This window comes from Enterococcus mundtii, from assembly GCF_002947535.1.
GTDB lineage: Bacteria > Bacillota > Bacilli > Lactobacillales > Enterococcaceae > Enterococcus_B > Enterococcus_B mundtii_B.
In genome coordinates, this window is the sequence record NZ_PUAP01000003.1 from 47,727 (window position 1) to 73,070 (window position 25,344).

At 37.3% G+C, this 25,344-nt stretch carries 17 protein-coding genes and 9 tRNA genes; 1 reads left to right on the forward strand and 25 read right to left on the reverse strand.

What is annotated here, in order from left to right; genetic code table 11:
- Nucleotides 1-13: 13 nt before the first annotated feature.
- The 11 genes from CUS89_RS01190 to CUS89_RS01240 all read right to left on the reverse strand — a co-directional run bounded on the left by CUS89_RS01190 (nucleotide 14) and on the right by CUS89_RS01240 (nucleotide 15,464).
- Nucleotides 14-622 carry a hypothetical protein gene (locus CUS89_RS01190; protein ID WP_104870727.1) on the reverse strand — a complete coding sequence of 203 codons (609 nt, stop codon included), beginning with the start codon at nucleotides 620-622 and terminating at the stop codon, nucleotides 14-16.
- Nucleotides 623-1,558: a hypothetical protein gene (locus CUS89_RS01195; RefSeq protein ID WP_104870728.1), complete on the reverse strand. Its 936-nt coding sequence runs from the start codon at nucleotides 1,556-1,558 to the stop codon at nucleotides 623-625.
- Between the two features lie 59 nt (nucleotides 1,559-1,617).
- On the reverse strand, nucleotides 1,618-4,707 hold the full coding sequence (locus CUS89_RS01200; RefSeq protein ID WP_258082366.1) for a lysozyme family protein: 3,090 nt from the start codon (nucleotides 4,705-4,707) through the stop codon (nucleotides 1,618-1,620).
- 27 nt (nucleotides 4,708-4,734) lie between these two features.
- Nucleotides 4,735-7,074, reverse strand: coding sequence for a VirB4-like conjugal transfer ATPase, CD1110 family (locus tag CUS89_RS01205; protein ID WP_104870729.1), 2,340 nt, complete (start codon nucleotides 7,072-7,074; stop codon nucleotides 4,735-4,737).
- Nucleotides 7,071-7,421, reverse strand: a complete 351-nt coding sequence (locus CUS89_RS01210) for a PrgI family protein (protein ID WP_104870730.1) — start codon at nucleotides 7,419-7,421, stop codon at nucleotides 7,071-7,073. Before CUS89_RS01210 ends, CUS89_RS01205 begins: the two co-directional genes overlap by 4 nt.
- A 9-nt stretch (nucleotides 7,422-7,430) precedes the next feature.
- A complete protein-coding gene (locus CUS89_RS01215) occupies nucleotides 7,431-8,255 on the reverse strand; it encodes a hypothetical protein (RefSeq protein ID WP_065096506.1) in 825 nt (274 codons plus the stop codon).
- Between the two features lie 34 nt (nucleotides 8,256-8,289).
- A complete protein-coding gene (locus CUS89_RS01220; RefSeq protein ID WP_019722809.1) occupies nucleotides 8,290-8,517 on the reverse strand; it encodes a hypothetical protein in 228 nt (75 codons plus the stop codon).
- A 412-nt stretch (nucleotides 8,518-8,929) separates the two neighbouring features.
- Complete coding sequence (locus CUS89_RS01225) at nucleotides 8,930-10,627, reverse strand: VirD4-like conjugal transfer protein, CD1115 family (protein WP_104870731.1); 1,698 nt, start codon at nucleotides 10,625-10,627, stop codon at nucleotides 8,930-8,932.
- Nucleotides 10,628-10,681: 54 nt separating this feature from the next.
- Nucleotides 10,682-13,513, reverse strand: a complete 2,832-nt coding sequence (locus CUS89_RS01230; RefSeq protein ID WP_104870732.1) for a hypothetical protein — start codon at nucleotides 13,511-13,513, stop codon at nucleotides 10,682-10,684.
- A gap of 33 nt (nucleotides 13,514-13,546) precedes the next feature.
- Entirely contained in the window at nucleotides 13,547-13,888 is a 342-nt protein-coding gene (locus CUS89_RS01235) for a hypothetical protein (RefSeq protein ID WP_104870733.1), read from the reverse strand.
- A gap of 154 nt (nucleotides 13,889-14,042) precedes the next feature.
- Nucleotides 14,043-15,464: a helix-turn-helix domain-containing protein gene (locus CUS89_RS01240; protein ID WP_104870734.1), complete on the reverse strand. Its 1,422-nt coding sequence runs from the start codon at nucleotides 15,462-15,464 to the stop codon at nucleotides 14,043-14,045.
- Nucleotides 15,465-15,938: 474 nt separating this feature from the next.
- Here CUS89_RS01240 and CUS89_RS01245 point away from each other — a divergent pair, with 474 nt between their 5' ends.
- Nucleotides 15,939-17,369, forward strand: a complete 1,431-nt coding sequence (locus CUS89_RS01245) for a helix-turn-helix domain-containing protein (protein ID WP_104870735.1) — start codon at nucleotides 15,939-15,941, stop codon at nucleotides 17,367-17,369.
- 82 nt (nucleotides 17,370-17,451) lie between these two features.
- Here CUS89_RS01245 and gor read toward each other — a convergent pair whose 3' ends face one another.
- The 14 genes from gor to CUS89_RS01315 form a co-directional block, all read right to left on the reverse strand.
- Nucleotides 17,452-18,798, reverse strand: a complete 1,347-nt coding sequence (gor, locus tag CUS89_RS01250; RefSeq protein ID WP_104870736.1) for a glutathione-disulfide reductase — start codon at nucleotides 18,796-18,798, stop codon at nucleotides 17,452-17,454.
- 145 nt (nucleotides 18,799-18,943) lie between these two features.
- On the reverse strand, nucleotides 18,944-20,185 hold the full coding sequence (locus CUS89_RS01255; protein WP_104870737.1) for a peptidase U32 family protein: 1,242 nt from the start codon (nucleotides 20,183-20,185) through the stop codon (nucleotides 18,944-18,946).
- Nucleotides 20,186-20,203: 18 nt separating this feature from the next.
- Complete coding sequence (locus tag CUS89_RS01260; protein WP_104870742.1) at nucleotides 20,204-21,127, reverse strand: peptidase U32 family protein; 924 nt, start codon at nucleotides 21,125-21,127, stop codon at nucleotides 20,204-20,206.
- A gap of 237 nt (nucleotides 21,128-21,364) precedes the next feature.
- Complete coding sequence (locus tag CUS89_RS01265) at nucleotides 21,365-23,839, reverse strand: ATP-dependent Clp protease ATP-binding subunit (protein WP_104870738.1); 2,475 nt, start codon at nucleotides 23,837-23,839, stop codon at nucleotides 21,365-21,367.
- A gap of 7 nt (nucleotides 23,840-23,846) precedes the next feature.
- The gene (locus CUS89_RS01270; RefSeq protein ID WP_104870739.1) at nucleotides 23,847-24,314 is read right to left on the reverse strand and encodes a CtsR family transcriptional regulator; all 468 of its coding nucleotides are present in this window, start codon (nucleotides 24,312-24,314) and stop codon (nucleotides 23,847-23,849) included.
- 165 nt (nucleotides 24,315-24,479) lie between these two features.
- Nucleotides 24,480-24,553: transfer RNA gene (locus CUS89_RS01275), tRNA-Arg, on the reverse strand.
- A gap of 63 nt (nucleotides 24,554-24,616) precedes the next feature.
- Nucleotides 24,617-24,690, reverse strand: a tRNA-Pro gene (locus CUS89_RS01280).
- Nucleotides 24,691-24,707: 17 nt separating this feature from the next.
- Nucleotides 24,708-24,781 (reverse strand) — tRNA-Arg (locus CUS89_RS01285).
- 10 nt (nucleotides 24,782-24,791) lie between these two features.
- A tRNA-Leu gene (locus tag CUS89_RS01290) sits at nucleotides 24,792-24,877 on the reverse strand.
- Between the two features lie 17 nt (nucleotides 24,878-24,894).
- A tRNA-Gly gene (locus CUS89_RS01295) sits at nucleotides 24,895-24,966 on the reverse strand.
- Between the two features lie 10 nt (nucleotides 24,967-24,976).
- Nucleotides 24,977-25,049, reverse strand: a tRNA-Thr gene (locus CUS89_RS01300).
- A gap of 26 nt (nucleotides 25,050-25,075) precedes the next feature.
- A tRNA-Leu gene (locus CUS89_RS01305) sits at nucleotides 25,076-25,157 on the reverse strand.
- A 7-nt stretch (nucleotides 25,158-25,164) separates the two neighbouring features.
- Nucleotides 25,165-25,237, reverse strand: a tRNA-Lys gene (locus CUS89_RS01310).
- Nucleotides 25,238-25,240: 3 nt separating this feature from the next.
- Nucleotides 25,241-25,313: transfer RNA gene (locus CUS89_RS01315), tRNA-Val, on the reverse strand.
- Nucleotides 25,314-25,344 lie beyond the last annotated feature (31 nt).

Genomic DNA, 25,344 nt, shown 5'->3' on the forward strand with positions numbered 1-25,344 from the left:
CTAGATCTACAGACTATCTCGTTGGTAATGGTGTACCTTTTGCTAGTGGGTTTCTTGCCAAGCCTTGACTTCTTAATGCATCATTGTGTAGTTTTGCTTGACTATTCGCTCTATTCGTCATTGCGGATAGTCTTGGCTTTCCATCTGGAGTGCCGCCTTTTTCAGCTGAATTACTTCTAGACAGTAAAGGCTTTTCAGCTGAACTTCGTCCATGAGACATTGACGCAGTCCCCTGTTCTCTTGTCAGATGGTCTCTACTAATAACAAGTTTTCGCTTAGCAAAGTTCCAAGCTTTAGATAAAGTTCCCTTATCTTTTGGCTCTTTGTCTATTAACTTTTCTCTTCCATCTGCACGATTTTGCTGATACGTTCTGTATTTTTGCCTTAAGAAATGCCAAGCTCTGGCTAGAATTCCTTTTTCTTTTGGATCTTTACTTTTTGGATTTTCTCGTGCTTCTTTACGTTTTTGTCGAAATACCTGGACTTTTCGATATACTTTCATTCCTAATCGGAAAACTGTTTTTACGAATCTATAGAGCCAAATTGGCCCTTTTTGAAACATTCTTTTGAAAATATTCTCGAGCTTATCGATTTCTGGATCTTTATCTGCGTTATTATGCATTTAGGTCACATCTCTTTCTGTTATAGTGACTGTATTGCCCTCTTCATCTGTGGTTTCTTGTGTTCTTGAGGTGTCTGAACGACTCGTTCCATCTTGTGTCATTTGTACAGACTCATACGGCTTTTCAAATAGAGTGTTCCATTGGAAGCTTCCTTCATTTCCGAGCAACCTGTATTGATTCGCTTCTTCAGTGATTCTAAAAGTGATTGTTTTTTGTAGATTCCCACTGTCTGTTCGATTGACGACAAAGTTGGCACCCTCATGATCGGTATCAAATGAAACAATTCGATACTCAAACGTTACTTCTTCATCTGATCTCCCTTCTTCAATTTTTTTCTGAGTAAATGTGTCTTCTCCAAAGTCTAATGTAAAGGAACGACTATTGTTCGTATTTTCCCATGTTCCTTGCATCAAGATATCCATCCACATTTGTGAAACTGCTCGTTGCGCGGCTTCAATCTGCTCAGAAATTTCTGCTTCTAACTGCGCTTTTACTTCTTCTGTAGGATAAAGATACACATCTTCCCCATCATCTTCTCGATATAAGATCGTGTTTCCCATCTTAGTTTGTAGGGCAAATTCTTTGGTTTGCTTATTATCGTTTTCTAAAACTACCTGACCACTTGTATTTAAATAATAGGTCCCTGATTCAAACCAATCACTAGAGACTTTATAGGTTCCATCAGTTGCTAATACGATTTCTGTATCATCTGGTAGATTAGAATACCAGGTGCCACTGTAGATCGTTGCGTTAAAACGATCTCTTGACTCTGTTGTTGCTTGTTCTTCTGTCGTTGAGTCTGTTGATTTACCTGTATTTTCTTGTGCAGTATTCATTAATGAATACCCTACGAGCCCAGCAACCACAACAACAAACAATCCAAGTCCGATAATTATTTTTTTACCTGACTCTGTTTCTAAAAAATTTTTTAACATACTTCCTCCTTTCAAGATATCCTCTAAACCATCTGTCAATTATTTTCAGTTTTATCTTCTTAAGGAAGTCCATATCCTGAAATAACATTACTCCCAATGGCGTAAGTTCTTCTTCTTACTAGATTGTCAGAGTTACCTTCGATAACCTGAATAATATTTCCGCCAGAATACTCAACGATCCCTACATGGTCTTTTCCTGTTCTTCCACCAGACCAGTCAAAAAATACAAGATCGCCAGACTGAGGAACATAGTTTTCATCATGTGTTTTGAACTTATCATTCGCTTCAAACCATTCTTTCATATCAAGAACATTTGCGGTGTTTAATACTCGACCTTGTTCTAAGTAACCTGCTTCATTCGCTATCCACGAAACGAATACGGCAGACCACTCCATTCGATGATTGAATCCAGCCCATCGCCAATACTTCTCACCATTCGGATTGCCAAGTTCTCTTCTAGCCAGTTCAGCCAATCTGCCTGTATCTGCCATGATATTCCTTGTAACCATTGCGGTGTAAAACATATTGCCAAAAACGTATCGCCAGTTATAGCCCAATCCTTGCGCAACAATATGATTGAACGGAATGGTTTGATTATTACTTTTCATTTGCGCATACAAGCGTGCATCTTCAAAGGAATATGGCGCATTTCGTTTGATCAGATCATCGAGATACGCTTCGCCATAATTATAGGCTTGAACCGCTGCAAGGCCATTAAGATTATTGCTTTGTGCTTTTTTGAGCAGATAAGCAAAATGTTCGACGCCTTTTTCAATGGATTCCTCTGGCGTGGTGATTCGATCTGGAGAGGATAGTGCCAGTTGCGCATTCATGATATCTGGTTGAATGGCTTCATTTCCACCAGATTCTACCCATATCATGGATAAAATGGCATTAGTAAATGCTTCAATGCCATGTTTGCTCGTTTGCTCTGCAACTCTATTTTGCCATTTAGTAACTGCTAATGGGGGATTGATCAGATTCCCATGTAACCCGCCACCATTACGCATATAGGCTAAGTTGGTATCTGTACTAAAGACTAGATTATTGATGTAGATTGCTGGATAAACATCCGGATCTTTATGCCAGAAACGGTATTCTTTCATTGCAACCAATAAATTTCCATCAAACTGATTTCTTGTATAACCAATCAAATCACCTGCTTCTAACGTTCTTCCTGGTCTCACTACTGGATCGATATTGACATAATAGGCATAATACAGACCTGTATCCGTTTCTATCGCTGTCGTTACAGGTGCTGAACCATCTGTATGACCAGCCTGATAACTATAGTTGATACTTTCCACTGTCTCAAAGGTGGTAGCATAAACAGGAGTTCCAGGTTCTGCTTCCAAAGCGATTTGGTAGTGTTGCGTATTAGGATCACGTCGACGATAGCCAAAATTATCCACCACGTTTGCGTAGTTCATCTTACCAAATGGATTAGCCATGAAAATTTTATCTTCAAAGCGATCTTTCTCCATGATTGGGTAATATTTATCTACTTCATCTTCATCAAAAGCAATGACTCGTCCATAGTAATCGTCATCTCTTGAATAACGCCTAGCCACATAGACTTCTACTTCAGGATCCGAGTCAAACATTTCACCAATTGTTTGGACATTGATTTTGACGGTCGCAACATCTTTTTTCTCACGTTTTACTTCAGTATGCTCTTCACCTGTTTCTTTATCCACCGTGATCACAACGGTTTCAACTTCTTTGTCTTTTTCAATGACGGTCGTGTAGTTGTAGACCATGTCATGTAATGCATGGATTTCATCTTTTACAGTGAATACTTTGATAGGTTCAGGTGATAATGGGTGTGGTGCGTCCTGAAAAACAGCATATGTGTTATCCCTCCATGACCATGGAATCCAGACACCTGTTTTTTCAGCCACTCTTTTTCGATAGGTAGCAATGGCAATATTATCGATATCATAATCTTCAAATTTTGCATTTAAGTAGTAGATATAGTTATCTCCATTGGATACATACATAAATTGCTCTGGATCAGATTCAATCCCGTTAACTTCAAAATAAACCTCATCATGCTCCGGATCATCAACTAGTCGATTGTACGTATCATATACCTCTTTGTTTTTATAAGTATCTAACCACGTGACATAGTTGTATGCTTCGGTAATCATCATCGACTCTGTTTTTACGACAAATAAACTTAAAATCGTTGTCCAAAAAGAAACGAAGATTGCAATGATCGCAATGATCACTGCAACAATCAAGATGACTACGATCAATTTCAATAAGATAGGTAACTTTAGAATAATAAGTATGGTGATAAGCATACCAACCAAATTCAAATTACCCTCTTCATCTCGCCCAACCTTATCAATAATCAAATCTTTGATTTTATTTTTAAAAGGATTTTTAGGCGAAACTTGATTTTTTAACATATTATCTAATTTGGCCCGCATATTCCTTTTAGCTGCTACCTTCTTTTTTCCTTCTTTTCGCTTATTATTTCTTTTCTTTTTTTCAAGCTGTTCATTTTTAGAAAGGTGTAACGCTTTTCTGTCATTTTTATGACGTATCTTCGATGTGGTAGAGCTGATTCTCTCTTGTTGTCCGGTTTGCTTTTCTAGCTTTACTTTACTGATGTATCCTTTATAGGTAGTATTTTTCTTTTGTTGTTCACGAATCTGTTGATGGCGGTTCTTTTGATTGAAGATTGCTTGAGTATTCGCTTTTTCTTTTTTTTGTTCTGTGTTGTTATTAGTAACAGGAGCAGGAGCGATGGTTGTATCGACTTTATTAGGGCGCATCATTGAATCATGTTGCTGTTGCTTTAGCTCATCTCTTCGACTCTCTCGAACTCTTTTTCGCCGATGGATGCTCTGAGTATTGACCGATTTGCCTTTATTGATGCTATCTAAAGGTTTCTGATTCACATTGTTTTTATCATTTTTACTTTTGTTTCTCTGAAAAATCGCTTGCTGTGATTTTCTTTTGATATGAGGATTGTTCCCCTTCAATAACTTCATCAGCTTTTTTCTTCGAGAAGTACTGATAGAACTGCCTTTTTTTAAAGATAGTTTGCTACCTTTTACTACCATTCTTTTATTATTTGTACTGGTAGTTGTAGCATTCTTACCTGCCCTGTTCTTGTCTAAAATTTTTGAATCAGCCACTTTCCTGTTTCCTTTCCCGTATGCCTATCAAGTTTCCCCAGGTTTCGTTGACATCATCTTATAGAGCTGTGTATCTTTAGGGAAGTGATCATAAAATGGTAACGTTGTATCCCCAAATACCATAAGACCATAACCTTCTGGAGAGTTCACTACGTATTTTTCTTGTTCTTCTGAAATATCAAACAGTCTAACTAGCTGTGTACGGTCTGATTTTGCTTGATTCAACATCATGATAAAATCGCTATTTGACAACATCCGTCGAGCTAAATCAGACAGTAGTAAGGTTTCGACGTTCTGGGTAATGCCAGTCGGGATCGCTCCCCATTTTCGCGCACGACTCCACAGTTCAAAGAAGTAATTCTCAGAATATTCATTCGTAAACAAAAGCTGCATCTCATCAATATATAACCACGTTCGAACGCCTCGTTCACGGTTGGTCGTGATTCGATTCCATACTTGGTCTAATACGATCAGCATCCCCATCGTTTTCAATTGTTTTCCTAGATCCTTGATATCATAGATCACTAAACGCTTGGTAATATCGACATTCGTCTCTGCAGAAAAGACCGACAAACTTCCTTCAATATAGATTTCTAGATCCATGACTAATTGCTTGGCTTCTTCTTCTTGTTCTTTTAAAATATTATAAAAGTCAATGAAGGTTGGCGTACGATCATTCAATACTTCATACGTTCGACGACAAACTCGGTCAATCAATGTCTTTTGTGCCGAACTTAGCCCCAAGGCTCCACCAATAATCAGGTCAAACAACGAAATCAGAAACTCCGATTTTAGCACGACTGGATCGGTATCATCTCCATAGTTTTCATTGATATCCATTGGATTGATCGTTGTCGGTGAATCACTAGAGATTTTGATGATCTCACCGTTAAAATTTTGACCAATAACAGAATATTCTCGCTCAGGATCGATAATGATCACTTCATCATCCGCGTCTCGCAATAGTACATTGACGATTTCACGTTTGACTGAGAAACTTTTACCAGAACCTGGTGTTCCTAGAACAAATCCATTCGGTGCTTTTAATAATTTTCGATCGAGTGAAAGAATATTTTTTGAGATCGCATTGACACCATAATACTTCCCATTTTCCTGAATCAAATCCGAAATCGTGAATGGGATAAAAATGGCGGTACTCGCTGTTGAAAGTGTTCGATCTAATGGGATTGCATTGATTCCCAAAGGTAAGGTCGCATTCAAGCCATTTTCTTGCATGAACTCCAATTCAATGAGTTTGAAGCCAAAACGTCGAGACACTGAGTTTATTTCATCATGGACTTCAGCCAATTTTTCTTTCGTTGGTGAATGGAAATAGACAGAACCTGTTAGCGCATATAATTTTTGTCCCCTGTTTTGTAGATCATCAACCAGACCTTTGGCTTCTGTTAGTGAATAGGAAAGTTCATAAGAGAGCATCTCAAAGTCATATCCACTTTGTAACGCCTTCTTCTGCTCATCAACTTTTTGTTGTTCCATAAAAGCCAATTTCGTCTTCACTAAATCGAAGGCTTCATCTTGATCCATTGGTTCAATATGTAAAGATACAACAATTTCACGTGGGATCTCTAACATTTCAAAAAGAAACGTATCTGATAATTCAGAAGGAAATTCTTGTAAATATAATGTTTTTGCATAATGGTCATCGATTTTTACATGGTTTTTATTTTCCTTAAATTCCATGACTTCAGGTAATACCTCTTCGACTTCTGTTTTAACCGTCTTGTCATTCGTTAATAAGATTTCGGAAATCATATGTAATAATTTTGTTTTTTCTACTTTTTTTGCTTGACTGCCTAAGCGACTAGCAAACATTTCAAAACGATCTGCTACCATCTCTAATTCTTTTTGTGCAATTTCTAACGTAGGGTGCTTCTGCACAAAGGTAAATAAGATCGTTTTTTTGAAACCATTTTTTTCTTCATCTAATTTCCTTGAAATGACTTGATTCATTTCCTCACGATACGAATCGAGGAAATCATTTTTTGCCTTGTAATAAAGAACCGATTGCAAATCAGCAAGCGGTCGTTTCTTTTTATAGACAGTCAATTGCAACTTTGTTTTGCTACTCAGTGAATTTAAAAAGTCGCAGTATTGAGAGAAAATTTCAATTTGATGATCGTCAGAAGATAATTGATAATTGATATCTTGTAACTCAAGCGTCAACGAATAGGTAAACTCATCGATTTTACAAATACCACTTTCATAAATCTCTTCAAACCTAAATGTATCCCTAAAAGGATCAATATCTTCTTTCTTCTTCGATTTAGGTTTACTAATAAATTGTTTTTCCTCATCTTTTGGTTTTTTTGTTGGTTTTAACGCTTTGAGCGCTTTTAACTTCATCATGTTTCTTGCCCGCCTACATCTTCGATTTCTTTATTCATTTCTTCCTTAGACTTCTTTTTTCGTGTACCTGGTGCTACGTGGTACTTGAAAAATTGTTTAAGATATATATCAAAGGTCAAGCCATTTCTTTTAAACCAACCAAATGAAACGATTGGAATGGACGCAAGAATCATAAACCAACTTGTGATTTCCATAGGAATCTTTAAGCCGGCAATGAAGATCAAACTGATTACGACATTTACTCCAGCTGCAATAGCTAAACAAAGCAGCTGCTTTAAATTCATTCCTGCAATTACCTTTTCTTTATATTCTTTAATATCCTTTGGTATCTTTACCTCAACTGCCATAGTTCCTCCTTACGATGCTGACATCAATGTTTTTGCCCATCCTTTAGTTTTATTTACAGAAAGCAATAAAGCAATCATGTAAACTGTCAAACCTAAAATAATTCCGAAAATTCCTGAACCAACTTCTTCCATGATACGATGGAAGATCGTCGGATAAATCACCAATACTAGCGCGATGAATGTTCCTTGTAGTCCGAGTGCAGCGAAATTTTTGAAGAAACCCTTGCTCATCACTGAAAACTCTTGACTTGGTAAAGCACTCATCGGAATTGGCGCCATTGCACAAAATATATACATCTCTAAAAAACGAAGATAAATGGTGACTTGAACCAGTACGCGAACAACTAGTGATGCTAAAAACAAGATACACATCACGAGTAATACGACTAATTGTGACCACCAACTTAGTTGAGAGACCGCTTGTCTCACTGCATCTGCTGTATCTCTTACAGCTGAAGCATTTCCAATTGTTAAAATTCTAGTTGTTAAATTACCGGCAATGATAACCATACCATCTAGAATATTTTGAATTCTTAAAATAACTATGTAACAAATGACGAATTTGATCAATGCTTTGATAATCATCTCAAATCCTAACATGGGAGCTCCACCTGCACCTTCAACTTTCGTTGAGATTTTCTGAAACTCTAAAAGAATAAAAATTGCTAGAATGGATAAAGCAAGTGGCCCAACTACGTGTTGCTGTAGTCGTTCCACTAAACTGTAGGCATCATATATGTAACTTCGTAAATCCATTCCTAAAACATTTTTTAAATCGTCCCCATTAAGAAATGTCATGATTTGATCAAAGATAGTCATAATTGCAGATTCCATATGCTATACTCCTACTCTTCTTTTTGCGTAACGATTATGGTAAAAACGATCCAATGTTGAATGAAGTAGCAAACCAACCTGCAGCGACTAGAATCAATCCACCACCAACAATCTGCCAAATCCCTTGTTGCAATTGAGGACCATTTTTATCTTTTAACGCTCCAGCTAAGATAATCGTTCCCCAAATCAACCATAGCCCACCACCAATTAATGTAAACTGTGAAACTAATCCAAATACTTGTTCTAACAATTGTGCATTCATAATTTTGCTAATCTCCTTTTTTGTAAAAATAATTTTTTATTTTATTTCATAAATTTAGTATATGCGAAATTCTCTGTTTACTTGTATCAGTTATTTCTTCCAATAGAAATTTTAGAATAAATTCGGCCTATTCCTTTAGTAGATCAACTGGATAATCGCCTATTATCAAATGAATTTTGTTTTTAGGACTAGAATCATCCTCTACAATTAACCTTCGATAATAACCCTTAAACATGTTATTCTTAATTGATATTTCTGTATTACTGCAAAATACGATGAATGAAATGAACAGATTTCATTGTTCTTTTCAGTGATCCACCATTTATAGCTAATAAAAAGCACCACATTCTCAGTCTACAATTCGAATGAAGGTGCTTTCTATTTATTATGAGTGATTCATTGGTCGAACTAGCTAAGCAGATAGATTTCGTTCATACATATAGGAATCTGTCACATCGCCTAACTTCTTATAGTTTTTATGTTTCACAATATCATATTTCTTTGATAAAAACGGATGGACTCCGCGGATTTTTAAAATACATTCCTGTCCTTTGAGACTTGCCACTTCATCGGGGTCCATTAAGTTCCTTCCTAATTTCTGGAAGTTCTCACTAAAGGAACCATTGCTCCCTTTGGTGACGCTTGTATTTCTTTGTTCAATCGTTTGTTTACCTAGCAATTTTGAGATATATTCGTGCGTACTTTGTTCCATTCCGCCTAAATATAAAAAGACATCACTGGTACCAATAATCGTTTCCCACGTATCTTTATACAAGGTTTTCAGCTGACTGATATTTTGTAAAATGACATTCGTGGAGATTTCACGGCTTCGAATAACCGAAATTACTTTTTCAAAATCAGGAATTTGTCCAATATTGGCAAACTCATCTAGGATACAACGGACATGACAAGGTAATCTTCCCTTATAAACGTTATCAGCTTTATAAACTAACATATCAAACAATTGCTGATACATCATACTCGCTAAAAAGTTGAAACTGGTATCTGTATCAGGCAATAAGATATATAGGATCGTTTTGACATCACCAACTGTATCTAGCTCAAGTGTATCTTGTGAAACGAGTTCCTTAATACTTGGAATATCAAATGGTGACAAACGTACCCCTAAACTGACTAAGATACTTTTCGTCGTTTTATCACCAGAAAGTTTAAAAATCTTGTACTGTGATACCGCAAAGTTTGTCGGATCTTTTTGTTCTAACTCATTGAATAAAATATCTAGTGGACTGACATAGCCAGGCACATCTTCTTCAATATCTGCTAAACGGACTAATTCAATCACGTTTCCTAACGTCCGATCTTCTGCGGTTACTTCTTGGATCAAATAGCTAAAAATGGCCATCAATAAGGCTGTTTCAGCTTTTTCCCAAAAATCGTCTCCGCCTTTTTTATCTGGGTTCGTCGTATTTTTGATAAGATTGTTCACGATTTTCAAGATATCATCCTCTGTTTGGATATATTGAAACGGGTTGTACTGATGCGTATCTCTTCGGTTGATCAAGTCAAAAATCTTGATTTGATAACCCGCTTCTTCAAACATTTTGCCTGTTTCAGCTAATAATAAGCCTTTAGAATCACTGACGACATAGGAGGAATGCATTTGCATCAAGTTAGGTTTTACATAAAATCGCGTCTTACCACTACCGGCTCCTCCAACCACAACGACATTTTTATTTCGGTTGAAATTATCGTTTCGTGTAATCTTCATACGTCCGGATAATGATAAGCTTTCGCTCTTCGTCAACAAGATATTGAAGTCTTTTTTCTTATCAAGAAATGCACGGATATCGCTGTACTTTCCCCATCGTGCACTTCCATATTCTTCATTGGGGCGTGTATTCTTCTCATCAAACGTCTTATATAAGACAAAAAGTACATAGGAAATAGCAGCCACCGCTGCTATTCCTAATGACATCGGTTCATAAGAAAATTGAGGTGAAAATCTGGAAATTTCTTCAAATGTTCGGTTGAATGCTGTTAGTAAATTATCTGCAAATGATAAATTCCCAGTATTCTCTGCTAAAAATAAATAACCAATACGATTACCAAAATAAAGCAGAATACCAATTACTAACACATGCACTACCATAAGCTGCCGGGAATTTTTCAAATTTTTTTATTTCCTTTCAGTCAAAGTTATTTTTTATAATTGTGTCGTTTTATTTTTCTTATTATTTTGAATTTGAGCATGCGTTTGCTGACTACGCGCGCGGTTATTTCGCTCATTTGACAATTGCAATGAGTTTCTTCTTAATGACTCAAAGCTTGCTTGTCGCCCAATGTCTTGACTCGTACCGGAAAAACTTGCCCGCCTTTCGATGGTCGGATTTCCTCTACTTGTCAATGCGACTGGTTCTTTCGTGCCAGCTGGTGTTGGTTCTACCTTCGTTTGCGAGGTACTTGGTTGAGGCTGTGTACTCTCTCTCGGTTTCATCTCAATCACTTTCGATTCTTTCGCCGTCTCAGAGGTTCGTTCAGATCTTTCTGTCGTTTTTTGTTGCTCATTCGTCAGAACTTGCTCAGGTGCTTTCGCTTTTTCATCAAGACCTGCGATTGCAGATACTTTCTCTCTAAATTCTTTTGAATCTAAAGATTGACACTTTCCTAGCTCTTGGCCTTCTAAAACTTTTTCTTTTACTTTGTTTTCAAATGCCAGATCTTCTCTTTTGGCTACACGGCTTTCAATTCGTTTGAACACAAACTTGTCTAATAATTGGATACCGATTCCAATACTGACACCAATCAAAGCCACGGCACCTAACTGCATCAAGAATGGCGCAGCCATAGAGGTTGCAAGCATCGGTACTAGTGCTGATAGGGCAAACATTCCACCTATCCCTAGAGCCAATGGTACAGCCAACATGATAAATAAAGATAATTTATTTTTCATGACATAATCAAACATCCGCTTCGGCGCATGACGGACTGTTTCCCACGCACGTTTGGCTCTTGATTGTTTTTCTTCTATTTCAGCTGTGTTTGCACCTTCTTTGGTCGGTGCTTCCATCGCTACAACTTTGTCTTTGCCTTTGAGATCCTTAGAAGTCGACCCTTCTTTTGTTACTTCAGATTTCTCTATTCCTTCTGTCAGTTTTTCATTTACTGGGGTTGCTTCTTTCATTTGTTCTGCTGGCTGTTTTTGTTTCCTAAACGGCATTTTTTCCCGCGCTTTCGCCAACCCGCGAGCAATTGGACCAAATACTCTTGGGAATTTCTGTACTAGCTTATTGAATACTTGAGGAATTTTCTTTTTCGCATAAATAATTGCTTTTGAACCAAAAAAACTGGCAGCGACAAAACCAATCGCAGCGTTCACAAACTGTTGCCCAAAAATAGCCATAGCTGTAGATGGTAAAATGGAACCTACCCAAGACATACCAAGTGGTATCATGGCAATCGGCCATAGATTCAGCAACCATCTAGCTGCACGGATTTTTCGGGAGTTTCTGAAAAATGATTGTTTTAATTTTGAATGATCTAATTCACTCAACTTCTTCGTTTGTTCTTTTATCCCACGAGTTTCTTCTTGTAAGCCTTTGATATCTTTATCCATCTGTTTGATGCTTTCAGCAGATAAATCTTTAGTCATTTTTTGGAGTTTTTCAGGATCAGCTAAAACCGCCTTAAGTTCCTTTAGAAATTGCACATCCTCGGTCGTATTGGTCTGTTTGATCCGCTTCAATAAAACATCGGTATTCTTGTTTTTAGCTTCAATCAAGCCGACTTTTGCTTGAAGATTTTCGACATATGCTTTGATAAGCTCTGCTTTTTTACTCTCAAGATTTTCACTTACAACAGGTTCTTTTTTAGGTTCTTCCACTATTGGTTTCTGTAGCTTCGTTTTTTCTGACGCCTCGTTCACGATCACATTGACATCGATCGGCGGTGGATTTTTTTCAACAGCAGCACGATCGACTTGATCGCTTTTTGGTTCTTCCGCAATCACTGGAGCTGGTTCGCGTTCAATCGTAGGCGTAGTAACAGTCGCCTCGCGATCAGCCTGATTTAGGACAACTGCTTCTTTTGCTTGCTCCGCTTTTACTTCTACCGAATGAACGACTTCTGTTTCAACCTTCTCGGTATAAGCAATCAGCCCTTTTGTTTCAGCAATTTCATTTTGATATCCTTCCTTGATTGCACTGATTGCTTGTAATTTTGACTTTAATACTTCTTCTGAATCATTATTATTCGCCGTAAATTCAGAAAAAGAGTTGGAACGCCGCAAAGGTTCTGATTGCTCTGTTTTTACCGGGACCTTCTCTATCTTGTCCTTTAATTCTTTTTGAACGATCTCAATTTTTTTAACCTTCTCTTCGGCTAATTGGACCTTTTGTTCAAGGACTGTCTTTTTACTTTTCTTGATTTTGCCAATCTCAGCCCTTAACTTATTGACCTCATCTTCTTCCACTACTAAACCTATTCTATGGGAGGTCAATTCTTTTTTAAATTCGTCTTTTTTGATCAATGAGAGAAAGATGGCAGTATCAACTTGCCGATCTTTTGCATTTACTTTTAAAACACTTTGACCATTCACATATTGGTTTAATTCTTTTTGGTGACCTTCCAGTGTCGCTTGAGCTTTGTTTAAATCCTTGTGTTTTCTGGCATACTCATTATCGATCCCTTGTTGCTCAGAAGGGCTGATGGTTCCAAGCCCCTTGATTGTCGCTATGTCCCGTTTTAGACGAATAATCTCTAGTTGGTAATCGATAATTTTTAGCTCTTTGACAATATTTTCTTTCTTCTCACTGATCAACTCCTTATGAGTCGTATCAAAATTTATGTCTTTGCTTTCATTTCTGATTTTTTCATCAATTGGAGATCCAATGATTTTGTTGATGATCGCTTCATTTTTATATGAAAATATAGACAGAAATGATTCATTGATGTTACTTTTATTTTTTTCTTTAAGCTTATCTTCTCTAAGCTTTCTTTCTTTAGATATATCTTCTAGAGGCATATCTTCCATAGACATATCTGTCTCACTCCCTTCTCAACTTGATTTACATTATCTCGAGTGTCCTGTCGTCAGAGATTGCCCAGAATAAGTGCGAAGCCGATTCGTTTGTTGCTGTGCTTGTGACACTCGCGTATTCAATCGACTATCTTGCGATATGCTTGAATGAATAGATGTACGTTCTAAATTGTTTTCTCTTCGCGGTGAAGCTACTTCATGTGAACGTGCAAGCGCCTTTTTTTGCGCCCTTTTTTCAATTCCATTTTTGACCATCTTTCCAATGAACTTACCAAATGCTTTCGTGACTATCCAAAGTATTTTAAACATCAAAGATAACGCCTTGAATGCCAAACTATATACCCCAAACAGTAAAAAAATCGCTAACTTATTCAATTTATCCCCCAGCTCACTTTCTCCATAATATGCCTATCCTAGCCAACACTAATTAGCGGGTGCTTTAAGCGTACCCGAGTTTCGACTGTCGCTACTATCTATTTTTTCAAATTTGATAAAAAGATGAAAAAAACTTGTAACATAACGATTTCTGTTAAGTAGAATAAAGACACTGCTCAAAGTTATTCCAAAAGATAGAAGTCGGAACTTTAGAGATTTTCAAAATTTCAGACGTGATTCGATCAAAATTCAAGGACAAATCAGTCAAGATCAAATCATATTGATTAATTATCTGATAATCAATCGAAAAAACGTCCTTCTCATAGATATCAATATTTTTTAAAAATGGATGCTTATGTAAGATCAAATTTTTATATAGAAGAGATAAGCCAATTTCTTGAGAACTTAATAATAAAATCGACTTTTCTTGTATTTTTGGTTCAATCATCCGTAACAAATCATTTGAAGAAATGATTAATTCGAGTAATAATTCTTTATGTAATAGTTCACTTTGTTCGACAAAATCTAATTGAGCAATGCGTAATGATTTTTGATAGGCTTGCCAGATTTTAGGATTGTTCTCCATCATTTTTTTATAAAATATATCTGCATAACTTACTTTGAAGATGGCTAGTTCTTTATAAAAATTGATGAAATCAAAAAAATATTCGATTTCCGTAGAGTTAATTGACATGTCAATTGCTAATAGACTGTAAAAGCTTTGAAGAAAACTTTCAATATTCTGCTCTAATCTCTGATCACGATGTTGGACCTCTGTAAACATTAAACCAAAATAGGAGGTGAGAATATTCGAAACATTTTTTTGTGTGACATTAAATTTATATTTTTGATTCATCAACGTACAAAAGACTGTATCACTTTGAATGATCTCCAAGATGGTATCTACGATTTGCTCATTGTCGATCAATTCTTTTTCAGGAATAAGATGTTTATTACCAATTCGAATAATCGAAGAATAAATATAATACACGGAATAAATCACTTTAGGTGTACTAACCGTCCTTTTTTGTGCCTTCAAACAACGTCTAAGCATCTGGTAAATCGTATCGAAGTAAGGAAATTCTTTAACTTTATAAATTTCCTTGAACATACTTGCAAATAAACGCCGAATCTCAACTTCATTTCCAGTGATCGTTAATTTGTTCTCTAAATTGATTTGGACATTGATTTTTTCTTTCAAGAAATATGTATTGATTTTTGCAACGATTCTGCGAATACTCGTTTTACTTAAAAATAATTTTGTCGCAATCTCGGAAAGAGAAGGTTCTGTAATAAATATGTACTTTAAAATTTTTACATTTGTTGAATTATTAAGTATCCTGACAAATATATCATCTAAATTCAATTTCTTCGGCATCGAGAGCGTTACCTCTTTGTACTGATTCGTTTCAATACGAGCAGGAAAACAAGCAGTATTGAAACTATCGATATCTGCCGCAATCGTTTTATCTGTAATACTCAACTCTTTGGCTAGATCACTAATATTCGATGACTCAATGTTTAGCAAATAAAGCAATGAAATTTGTCTTTCTAATTGTTTTTCAAGTACACCCATAGTCAACAAGCTCCTTTCTTTTAAAAACCTATAATGTATCGTACAGCTTTTTCGATAATTTCATAATATTAGTTTTTCTGTTTTACAAAAAACAAGTTCAATTATCACATCGCTCGGATGATATGATTAAAGTTTAATAAGTAAAATAGAAGAAACAATAAACACATCTATGTTATTCTCAAAATTTTGTTCCTCGATAAAAAATTTGAGTTGTGAAAATAAAAAAACATATATCGAAAGATTTTACTTATCATATGTAGCAGTTGGGTACTTCTAGTTATTTAGAATATCATATTATGTTTTTTATAAGAAAATAACTATTATATAAAGAAAACAATCTCACTTTTAAATAACCACCTATTATAATAAAAAGAAAAACTCGAATAATTAGAAAAGTATGATAAAATAATGTTTATAAAATGAATAAAGGATGTGAAATAACAGATTTTCTATTTTTTAGAAGATCTGAAAAGTATGATAAAACGAACAAATATGCTTGAAAAGACTTCTGAAAGGCAGATCAAACTAGCTTTACTTTTAGGTATGTCCGCCATTGACTGCTCTACTTTAGCGGATCAACTCGAAGTAACAAAAAAAACATTATTGACCGATATTGTGTTTTTTAACCATACATATGCACCAGTTTCCATAAAAACCGATAAATACCAAGTGGCTTCTTTACTATTGCCACCAGAGATCAATTTGGAAGATTTGATCAAACAAATTCTCAATCAATCAACAAATGTACAAATACTACAGATGATTTTTGAAGTAGAACCAACGTTATCTAAATTAGCAAATAAATTATATTTAAGTGAAACAAGTATTCGCCGGATCATCGCAAATATCAATACTTATTTCTGCGAGATCAATGCACCATTATCCATACATATCTCTTCAAAACTCAAAATCATTGGAGATGAAAGTTATATTAGGCAATTCTTTTGCAGTATGTTTCGTGAGCAATATACACCACAGCAATTGCCACATTTTTATCACATATTCGATGTGTTACAACGCTACTATAAGAAACAAGCAACACCTAAAACAATTAGTACATATAAAGTGATTATAAATAGTTTTTATCTTTACACAGCAATCATTCGTATCGGACAAGGCCATTTGATCCCAGAAAATAAAGGAAATCCAATCAATGATCCTTCTTTTTTTGAAATAATAAAAAATAACACAGTATTTTGTTCAATCATTGACAAAGAATACGGTTTTAATGTGACCGCTACAACCGTATCAAATCTATTAGATCAAAAAATCTATTTCCCTTGTATTCAGTCAACACCCAGCAATCATGGAGAGTACCAACGGATCCAACAATTCTCGGAATATTTTTACCGTTCATTGTCCCAAGACTTCTCTTTGAATCAAGATGGTATTCAGAAATTAAGTGAGCTGATCAATTACAATAAAAATCGGCAGTTCTTTAAAACAACCTATCTACAGATTTTATCTGAAATCCTGTTTACACATTCGCCACAAATACTTAAGGCGTACAATCAAGCCATTGACCATGCTGGATTAATGATGATCAAACGGAATCAATTACTCTATGAAGAGTTATTGTTAGAATTGATTTCGTTATCGCCATCTTTATTGACGACCGTTTTTCCTTACAAGAAAAAGGTATCGATTTTGATTGTTTCTTATCAGGAAGAAAGGACACTTGCACTGTATAAGCAACTGTTATTCAAAAAAATTCCTGCAATCCATATGATCCATACATATACTGATAATATTTTTCAAGTAAACTACGATACAGTCAATCAATACGATTTAGTTTTAACAGACATCGAGCTGAACCAAGCTAAAACGAAAGCAAAAACCATTAAAATTTCTAAAATACCAACAACCTCTTTTTGGAATAACATTGAAACAGTTCTTTATACATAGTTTTACCCCCATAAATTAGAAAAAGCAGACGAATATTCCGTCTGCTTTTTCTGTATGTGCATTTTCTCCACTTACTAACGACTTAACGCATGGTAACAAATTCTTCTGCACCTGTTGGATGAATGGCTACTGTATTATCAAAATCTGCTTTTGTTGCACCCATTTTGATGGCTACTGCAAAACCTTGTAACATTTCATCGACACCCACGCCGATGGCATGCAACCCAACGATTTTTTCTTCTTCACCCACACAGATCAATTTCATTTCACATTTTTGTCGATAATCGTTTAAGGCAAAATACATTGGTGTGAATCGTGAACGATAGATTTTCAATTGTCCTTCACCATATGTCGCCAACGCTTGCTCTTCTGTCAAACCGATGGTTGCAATCGGTGGATGAGTAAAGACGACTGTTGGAACTAAATTATAGTCTAAATAAGAATTTTCTTTGCCATTGAACAGTCGCTCTGACAAACGACGACCTGCGGCAATCGCTACTGGCGTCAAGTCGATTTTACCAATCACATCACCGATCGCATAGATGTGTGAGTCACTTGTGTTTTGGAATTTATCCACTTTGATAAATCCTTTTTCATCTAATTCGACGTTCGTTTTTTCGATGTCTAATGCATCTGTATTCGGTACGCGTCCACCAGCAAATAACACACACTCTGCCATTAGTGTTTCCCCATTTTCAAAGGTAACGGTGTAGACATCCCCGTTCTTTGTTATTTCACGAGCCGTAAAGTTTGCATACGTGTGGATTCCTGCTTCTTGATACATCTCAATCAAGTTGTCAGATAACATTTTATCAAACGTACGTAACGGACGTTCTTTGCGATAGGCCCACATCACTTCGCTTCCCAAGCCATTTAACACACCAGAAAGTTCAGCTGCGATATAGCCAGCGCCTAATACGATCGTCCGTTTTGGCAATTCTGTCAATGCAAAAAAGCCGTTTGAATCAATGGCATATTCTCCACCAGGAATCGTCATTTTGCTTGGCTTACCACCAGTTGCAATCAAAATGTGATCCGCATGGTAGCTTTCACCGTTTACTTCGACGGTTTGACTATCTACAAAGCGAGCATATCCTTTGATTGCTTCTACGTTGTTGCTGTCTAACCCTCTTTGATAAGCCCCATGAAGGAAATCAATGTATTTCTCACGCTTTTCTACTAGTTCTTTAAAGTCAACATGTTTGACGTCTGCTTGGATACCATAACTTGAAGCATCACGTTCGATCGTTTCTAAAATCGTGCTTGCTTGCCACATGACTTTTTTTGGAACACATCCGACATTGACGCACGTCCCACCTAGTTCATTGCCTTCAATCAATAATACTTTCGCTCCATGCATACCGGCACGATTCGCTGAAGCAATACCTCCAGAACCTCCGCCAATGACAATATAATCATATGTTTTCATCTTGTTCCTCCTTTTAGCAGCTGATGCAACATCCTATCTCTTATTTTTCAATAAACTTTTTTATCAGCTCTTACAAAAAATAAGTGTAGCACGTTTCTAGTCATTCCGTTGACGAGATGCTCATTTCGCTTCATAGCTTAAAAAATTATTTTCTTTTTCTAATCATATCTCCAGGTTTAACTGGTTGTGCGACTGGCATGGTCAAAATCATCATAGGATTTGGTGCTCGATCAATGGATTCTCCTTCTTCATTGTGCATCTCATCGACCATTTGGCTGAAGTGAGTAAATCCAGGCCCATAAAATTCGATTTCATCTCCTACAGAAAAGAGGTTTCTCTGACGGATCGTCGCTTGTTTCGTTTCCTCATCATAAGATAAGACTTCTCCAACAAATTTATATACAGGAATCTTACGACGTTCACCAAATAATTGCTCATTTTCGCTAGGTATATCATAATAAAATCCTGTTGCCAGTTCTCGTTGAGCCACTTTCCATAACTCATCGATCCATTCCTGTTTACACACATAGTTTTCAGGATCTTCCATATAACTATCTACAGCTGCTTTATAGACATTTGCAACTGTTGATACATAATGGATCGACTTCATCCGACCTTCGATTTTAAAACTATCTACGCCATTTTCAATCAAGTCAGGAATATGTTCGATCATCGACATATCTACCGCACTCATCGAAAACTCTTCTTCGATCTCGCCAGCATCTGTCAAAGAGTTTCTCTCTTGCCCAAACGGTAAGTCGTATAACTCATACTTCCAACGGCAAGATTGTGAACAGCCTCCACGATTGGCATCCCGCATCGACATATGATTGGACAAAGTACAACGTCCTGAATAAGAGATACACATTGCACCATGGATGAATGCTTCAATCTCAACATCAGTATGTCGACGGATCTCAGCAACTTCTTCCATTGAAACTTCCCGAGCTAAAACCACACGCTCCAAGCCTTCTTCTTTCCAAAATTCCAATGTTTCATAGTTGGTAGCAGAAGCTTGAGTCGATAGATGGATAGGTAATCCAGGGGCTTCTGTGGCACAGATCTCAATAAGTGCTGGATCAGAGACGATTACCGCTGAAATACCCACATCGCGCAGGTTACGGAAAAATTCACCGGCTCCTTCATCATTTCCTTCATGTGTGACCATATTTGCTGCTACATATACTTTCGCTTGATGTTCCTTTGCGAATGCCACACCTTCTGCCATTTCTTCATAAGTAAAGTTTCCTGCACGACTACGTAATCCATACGCATTGCCGCCAATATACACAGCATCTGCCCCATAATGGATAGCAGTTTTTAGTTTTTCAAGCGTGCCGGCTGGTGCTAAAACTTCCGGACGTTTTAATTTTCTTTTTGTTGTCATTTTATTTCACCATACTCCTTACTTGATAGATTCAGGATCAATATAAAAGAAACCTGTATCAAGTCCTCGATTCGTTGGATGTAATCCATTGATCTTATTCGTCATTTCTTGTGCTAAAGCTTCTGTCCATGTGTCTGCTAATAATGCTTTTTTTGCCTCAACAAATAATTTAGTGATCTCAACAAAGGCTTCACCAGGCGTAAAGACGCCATCTAATTTCCACGTACGGAAATGATGGGCATAAAGCTGTGGGAGTTCATTACTTAAATTGATGTCATTATTCGCAAAAATATGCGTACCATGTGAATCTTCATATATCGAATAATGTGTATCTTCTTTTTTAGGTTCAGCGAGAAAGAGTCCTCTTTCACGATCTTTTTTTTCGTCCTGTTGCGTGTAGTTATAGTAATTCTGTAACAGAGGACGTTTCGATTGATGGATGCATGTAGCTCCATACACAAGTGTTTCGACAGGAATCTGTAACTTACTTTCCATTTCTTTCATCTCATCAAATGGCACTTCCCGTGCTAAAACAGCAGAAATTGCCCCTTTTTTTGCCCAAAAATTGATTTGTCGTGCACTCGTCACTAATGTTTCTGCATCAAAAACATAAGGGATACTCAACTCTGGATTTTTTCTCATGGTATAGATAATCCCAGTATCACCAACTGTGATCATGTCTACATTGATTTCTTTTAGAAACAGCAGATATTCTGGCACTTGTTTCATTTTTTCAGGATGTATGATCCCATTGACAGCTATATTTACTTTCTTGCCATAGCGATGTGCAAGTGCGACTAATTCGCGTTGCTCTTCTCTTGTAAAAGAAGCAGGTAAGCGTAGACCGAAGCGTTCCTCCCCAAAATACAAGGTATCAGTGCCTGCTTCAAGCAATTCTTCTGCTTGTTTCATTGATTCTATAGTAGTTATGATTTCGATCATCATTTCCTCCTCCTACAACTCCATAATAGTAGCACAGCTCTGAAAACTTTCCAATACTTCTTACATTTATTATTGATTGTAACGATACTGTAAAATAATTTTTGCTTATCAATTGTGTCACCATTGATTTAGAAATAACTCCTTTAGAAAACCAAAAAACCCAAAAATTCAAATGATTTTTGGGTTTCTGGCTTGGCTATCAGAGCTAGCTATTTCTGTGGCGATCTCACTCTGTCATTATACTTTAGCAGTTATTTTTTTAGGTTCACGCACATTCACTGTGATTTTGCCCTTCGAAGCGCCCACAGTGATTTGATCTCCTAAATGGATCTCTCCTCCAAGCAAGGCTTCACTCAAGCGATCTTCTACTTCTTTTTGTAATGCCCGTCTTAGTGGCCGTGCACCATACTCTGGATCAAAACCGACTTTCCCAATCACATCAACTGCTGCTGGCGTGATTTTCACTAAGATATCTTGTTCTTTCAACCGTTTGACGATCGATTGGCTCATGATTTGAACAATCGCATGGACTTCATCTTTTGTTAATGAATGGAAGACGACTGTCTCATCGATACGGTTCAAGAATTCAGGACGAAAAGCTTTCTTCAACTCTTCAAGTATTCGTTTTTGCATTGCTTGATGATCCTTAGTAATATCTTGGACATTGAATCCAACATTTTTTTCTTCACGGATCTGAGTGGCACCGATATTAGAAGTCATGATCATGATCGTATTTCTAAAGTCTACTTTTCTTCCTTTAGCATCTGTTAAATGACCATCATCTAATACTTGTAATAATAAATTGAAGACATCTGGATGGGCTTTTTCTACTTCATCTAGCAAAATCACTGAGTAAGGTTTTTGACGGATTTGTTCTGTCAATTGCCCACCTTCATCATAACCCACATAACCTGGAGGCGAACCAATCAAGCGACTCGTACTATATTTTTCCATGAATTCAGACATATCAACACGAATCAATGCATCCTCTTCACCAAACATCACTTCTGACAATGCTTTCGCAAGTTCTGTTTTTCCGACACCTGTTGGACCTAAAAACATGAAGGAACCAATTGGGCGATTCGGATCTTTTAAGCCACTACGCGCCCGTCTGATCGCACGGGACACAGCTTTGACTGCTTCATCTTGCCCAACCACACGTTCGTGAAGCAGTGCTTCTAGTTCCAGTAATCGTTGACTTTCTTTCTTTTCTAACTGCTGCAATGGTACACCTGTCCACTCTGAAACAACAGTAGCTACATCTTCTTCCGTCACCCGATCCGCAAAGCCATTTTTATGTTTTGCTTCGATCGCTAAACGTTTTTCTAGTTTTTTCATTAAGCTTTTTTCTTGTCTACGTAAATGCGCAGCTGTTTCAAAATCTTGTTTTTGAATTGCATGTTCTTTTTCTTTGTTCACTTGATCGATCTCTTGTTTCAGTATCGTCGTTTCTGACAAATCATCCGCTTGTTCCAATCGAACTTTCGCTGCCGATTCATCAATCAAGTCGATCGCTTTATCTGGTAACTGTCTGGAAGTGATATACCGAACTGAAAGATTGACCGCTGCTCTTACTGCTTCATCGGTGATCTCCACATGATGATGTTCCTCATAGCGTGAACGTAACCCACGTAAGATTTCTTCCGCTTCATCTGCTGTTGGTTCATCTACTTGGATACGTGCAAAGCGTCGCTCCAATGCGGAATCTTTTTCGATATATTTTTGGTATTCGTCTAATGTCGTCGCACCAATCGTCTGTAATTCTCCACGTGCTAACGCTGGTTTCAAAATATTCGACGCATCAATGGCACCTTCTGCACCACCAGCACCAATCAATGTGTGTAGTTCGTCAATAAAGAGAATGACTTGACCATCGTGATAAATTTCATCAATGACTTTTTTCATCCGATCTTCAAATTCTCCGCGATACTTCGTGCCAGCAACCAACGCCCCCATGTCTAACATCATCAAACGTTTTGCTTTCATTTCTTCAGGTACTTCACCTAGAATGATTTTTTGAGCCAAACCCTCTGCAATCGCTGTTTTACCGACACCAGGTTCTCCAACTAAAACAGGGTTATTTTTTGTTCGGCGACTAAGTATTTGGATCAACCGTTTGACTTCTTTTGAACGTCCCACGACTGGATCTAATCTATTTTCCTTTGCTAACTTTGTTAAATCTCTAGCCAAAGAATCTAACGTAGGAGTGCCTTGTGTCATTGCTCGCTTTTCTTGGGGATTGCGACGGCGAATACCAGCAGTACTGGTTTCCGCACCCATCGTACGCTTCAATGACTGACGAACTTTACTCAAGCTGATCCCAAGGTTGATCATGATACGAGTAGCCATGATACTTTCATCTTTTAATAGACTAAGTAAAATATGCTCGGTTCCTACCTTTTGTGCACCCATTTTATTCACTTCGCTATTTGCCAAAGCAAAAATTTGTTTCATCCGAGGGGAATAAGGTAGAAATACACCTTTTGCATAAGTTTTCACTGTACCATAACCGACTAAATGCTCGATTTCTTCATAAATATCTTTTTCATTTAATTTCATGTCTCGTAATACTTTTCCGGCAATCCCATTGGGTTCGATCACTAAAGCCAATAATATATGTTCTGAACTTACCGCTTGATGTTTAAAGCGTTTTGCTTCTTCTTGGGCAATTTCTAACACACGTTGTGCTCTTTCTGTAAATATTTCTGCCATTTAATTTTCACTCCCCATCTTCATAGCTTAATCGTTCTAAAAAGGCTCGTAAGATTCGAGCTCGCGTATAATCTTCTGTGTCATTGATGTTCAATGTATTTTTTGCAATCGCACTCAACATCAAGTTTCCCTCTTTTTTGGTAATGATTTGGTCTTCATATAGTTTCTGAATAATAGCGTAGGCATTTTTTTCATTGATCGTTTCGCCAAATAGCAAGTTGATCCGTTCAAGCATTTGTTTTTTATCCGACATTCTCACTTTAGCGATACGGATATACCCACCGCCACCACGTTTACTCTCAACAAGGTAGCCACGTTGAATCGTAAAGCGTGTATTGATCACATAATTGATTTGTGAAGGAACGCAGTTAAAAAGATCTGCCAATTCAATCCTTCGAAGCTCGATCATCTCATTTTTTTCTAGGATCTTTTTTATATATGATTCAATTAGATCCGAAGTATTTTGTTGTGCCATCCCACTCATTCCTTTGACTAATATTGACCTTAATTATAGCGAATTTACAAGTAGAAAGAAAGGAGAACGCTTGTTAGATGTTTGATTCGAAGAATAACTTTAAGAGACGATTCATTTATGTAAATAAAAAAAACTAGGAGTTCAATGAAGTCCCAGTTTTTCCAACGCGCCCAAGAGGAGTCGAACCCCTAACCTTTTGATCCGTAGTCAAACACTCTATCCAATTGAGCTATGGGCGCATATTCAATTAATTAAAAGTAATCATACAATAGAACATGTAACTTTGCAACAAATAAAAAAAATCGGGAAGACAGGATTCGAACCTGCGACCCCTTGGTCCCAAACCAAGTGCTCTACCAAGCTGAGCTACTTCCCGAAAAAATAAAAAGACTACGCGCCCAAGAGGAGTCGAACCCCTAACCTTTTGATCCGTAGTCAAACACTCTATCCAATTGAGCTATGGGCGCATATTTGTAATGCCGAGGACCGGAATCGAACCGGTACGGTGATCACTCACCGCAGGATTTTAAGTCCTGTGCGTCTGCCAGTTCCGCCACCCCGGCGCGTAGTACATTGGCAAAGCGGAAAACGGGGTTCGAACCCGCGACCCCCACCTTGGCAAGGTGGTGCTCTACCACTGAGCTATTTCCGCGTATTTACGATGCCGGCTAAAGGACTTGAACCCTCGACCCTCTGATTACAAATCAGATGCTCTACCAACTGAGCTAAGCCGGCGTAAAAAAATAGAATAAATCATATGATGCGGGTGAAGGGACTTGAACCCCCACGCCGTAAGGCGCTAGATCCTAAATCTAGTGCGTCTGCCAATTCCGCCACACCCGCAAAAATATGAGCCGTACAGGGCTCGAACCTGTGACCCTCTGATTAAAAGTCAGATGCTCTACCAACTGAGCTAACGGCTCATATGGAGGTTAACGGGATCGAACCGCTGACCCTCTGCTTGTAAGGCAGATGCTCTCCCAGCTGAGCTAAACCTCCAAAGATAACAAAGCGTGGCGGCGTCCTACTC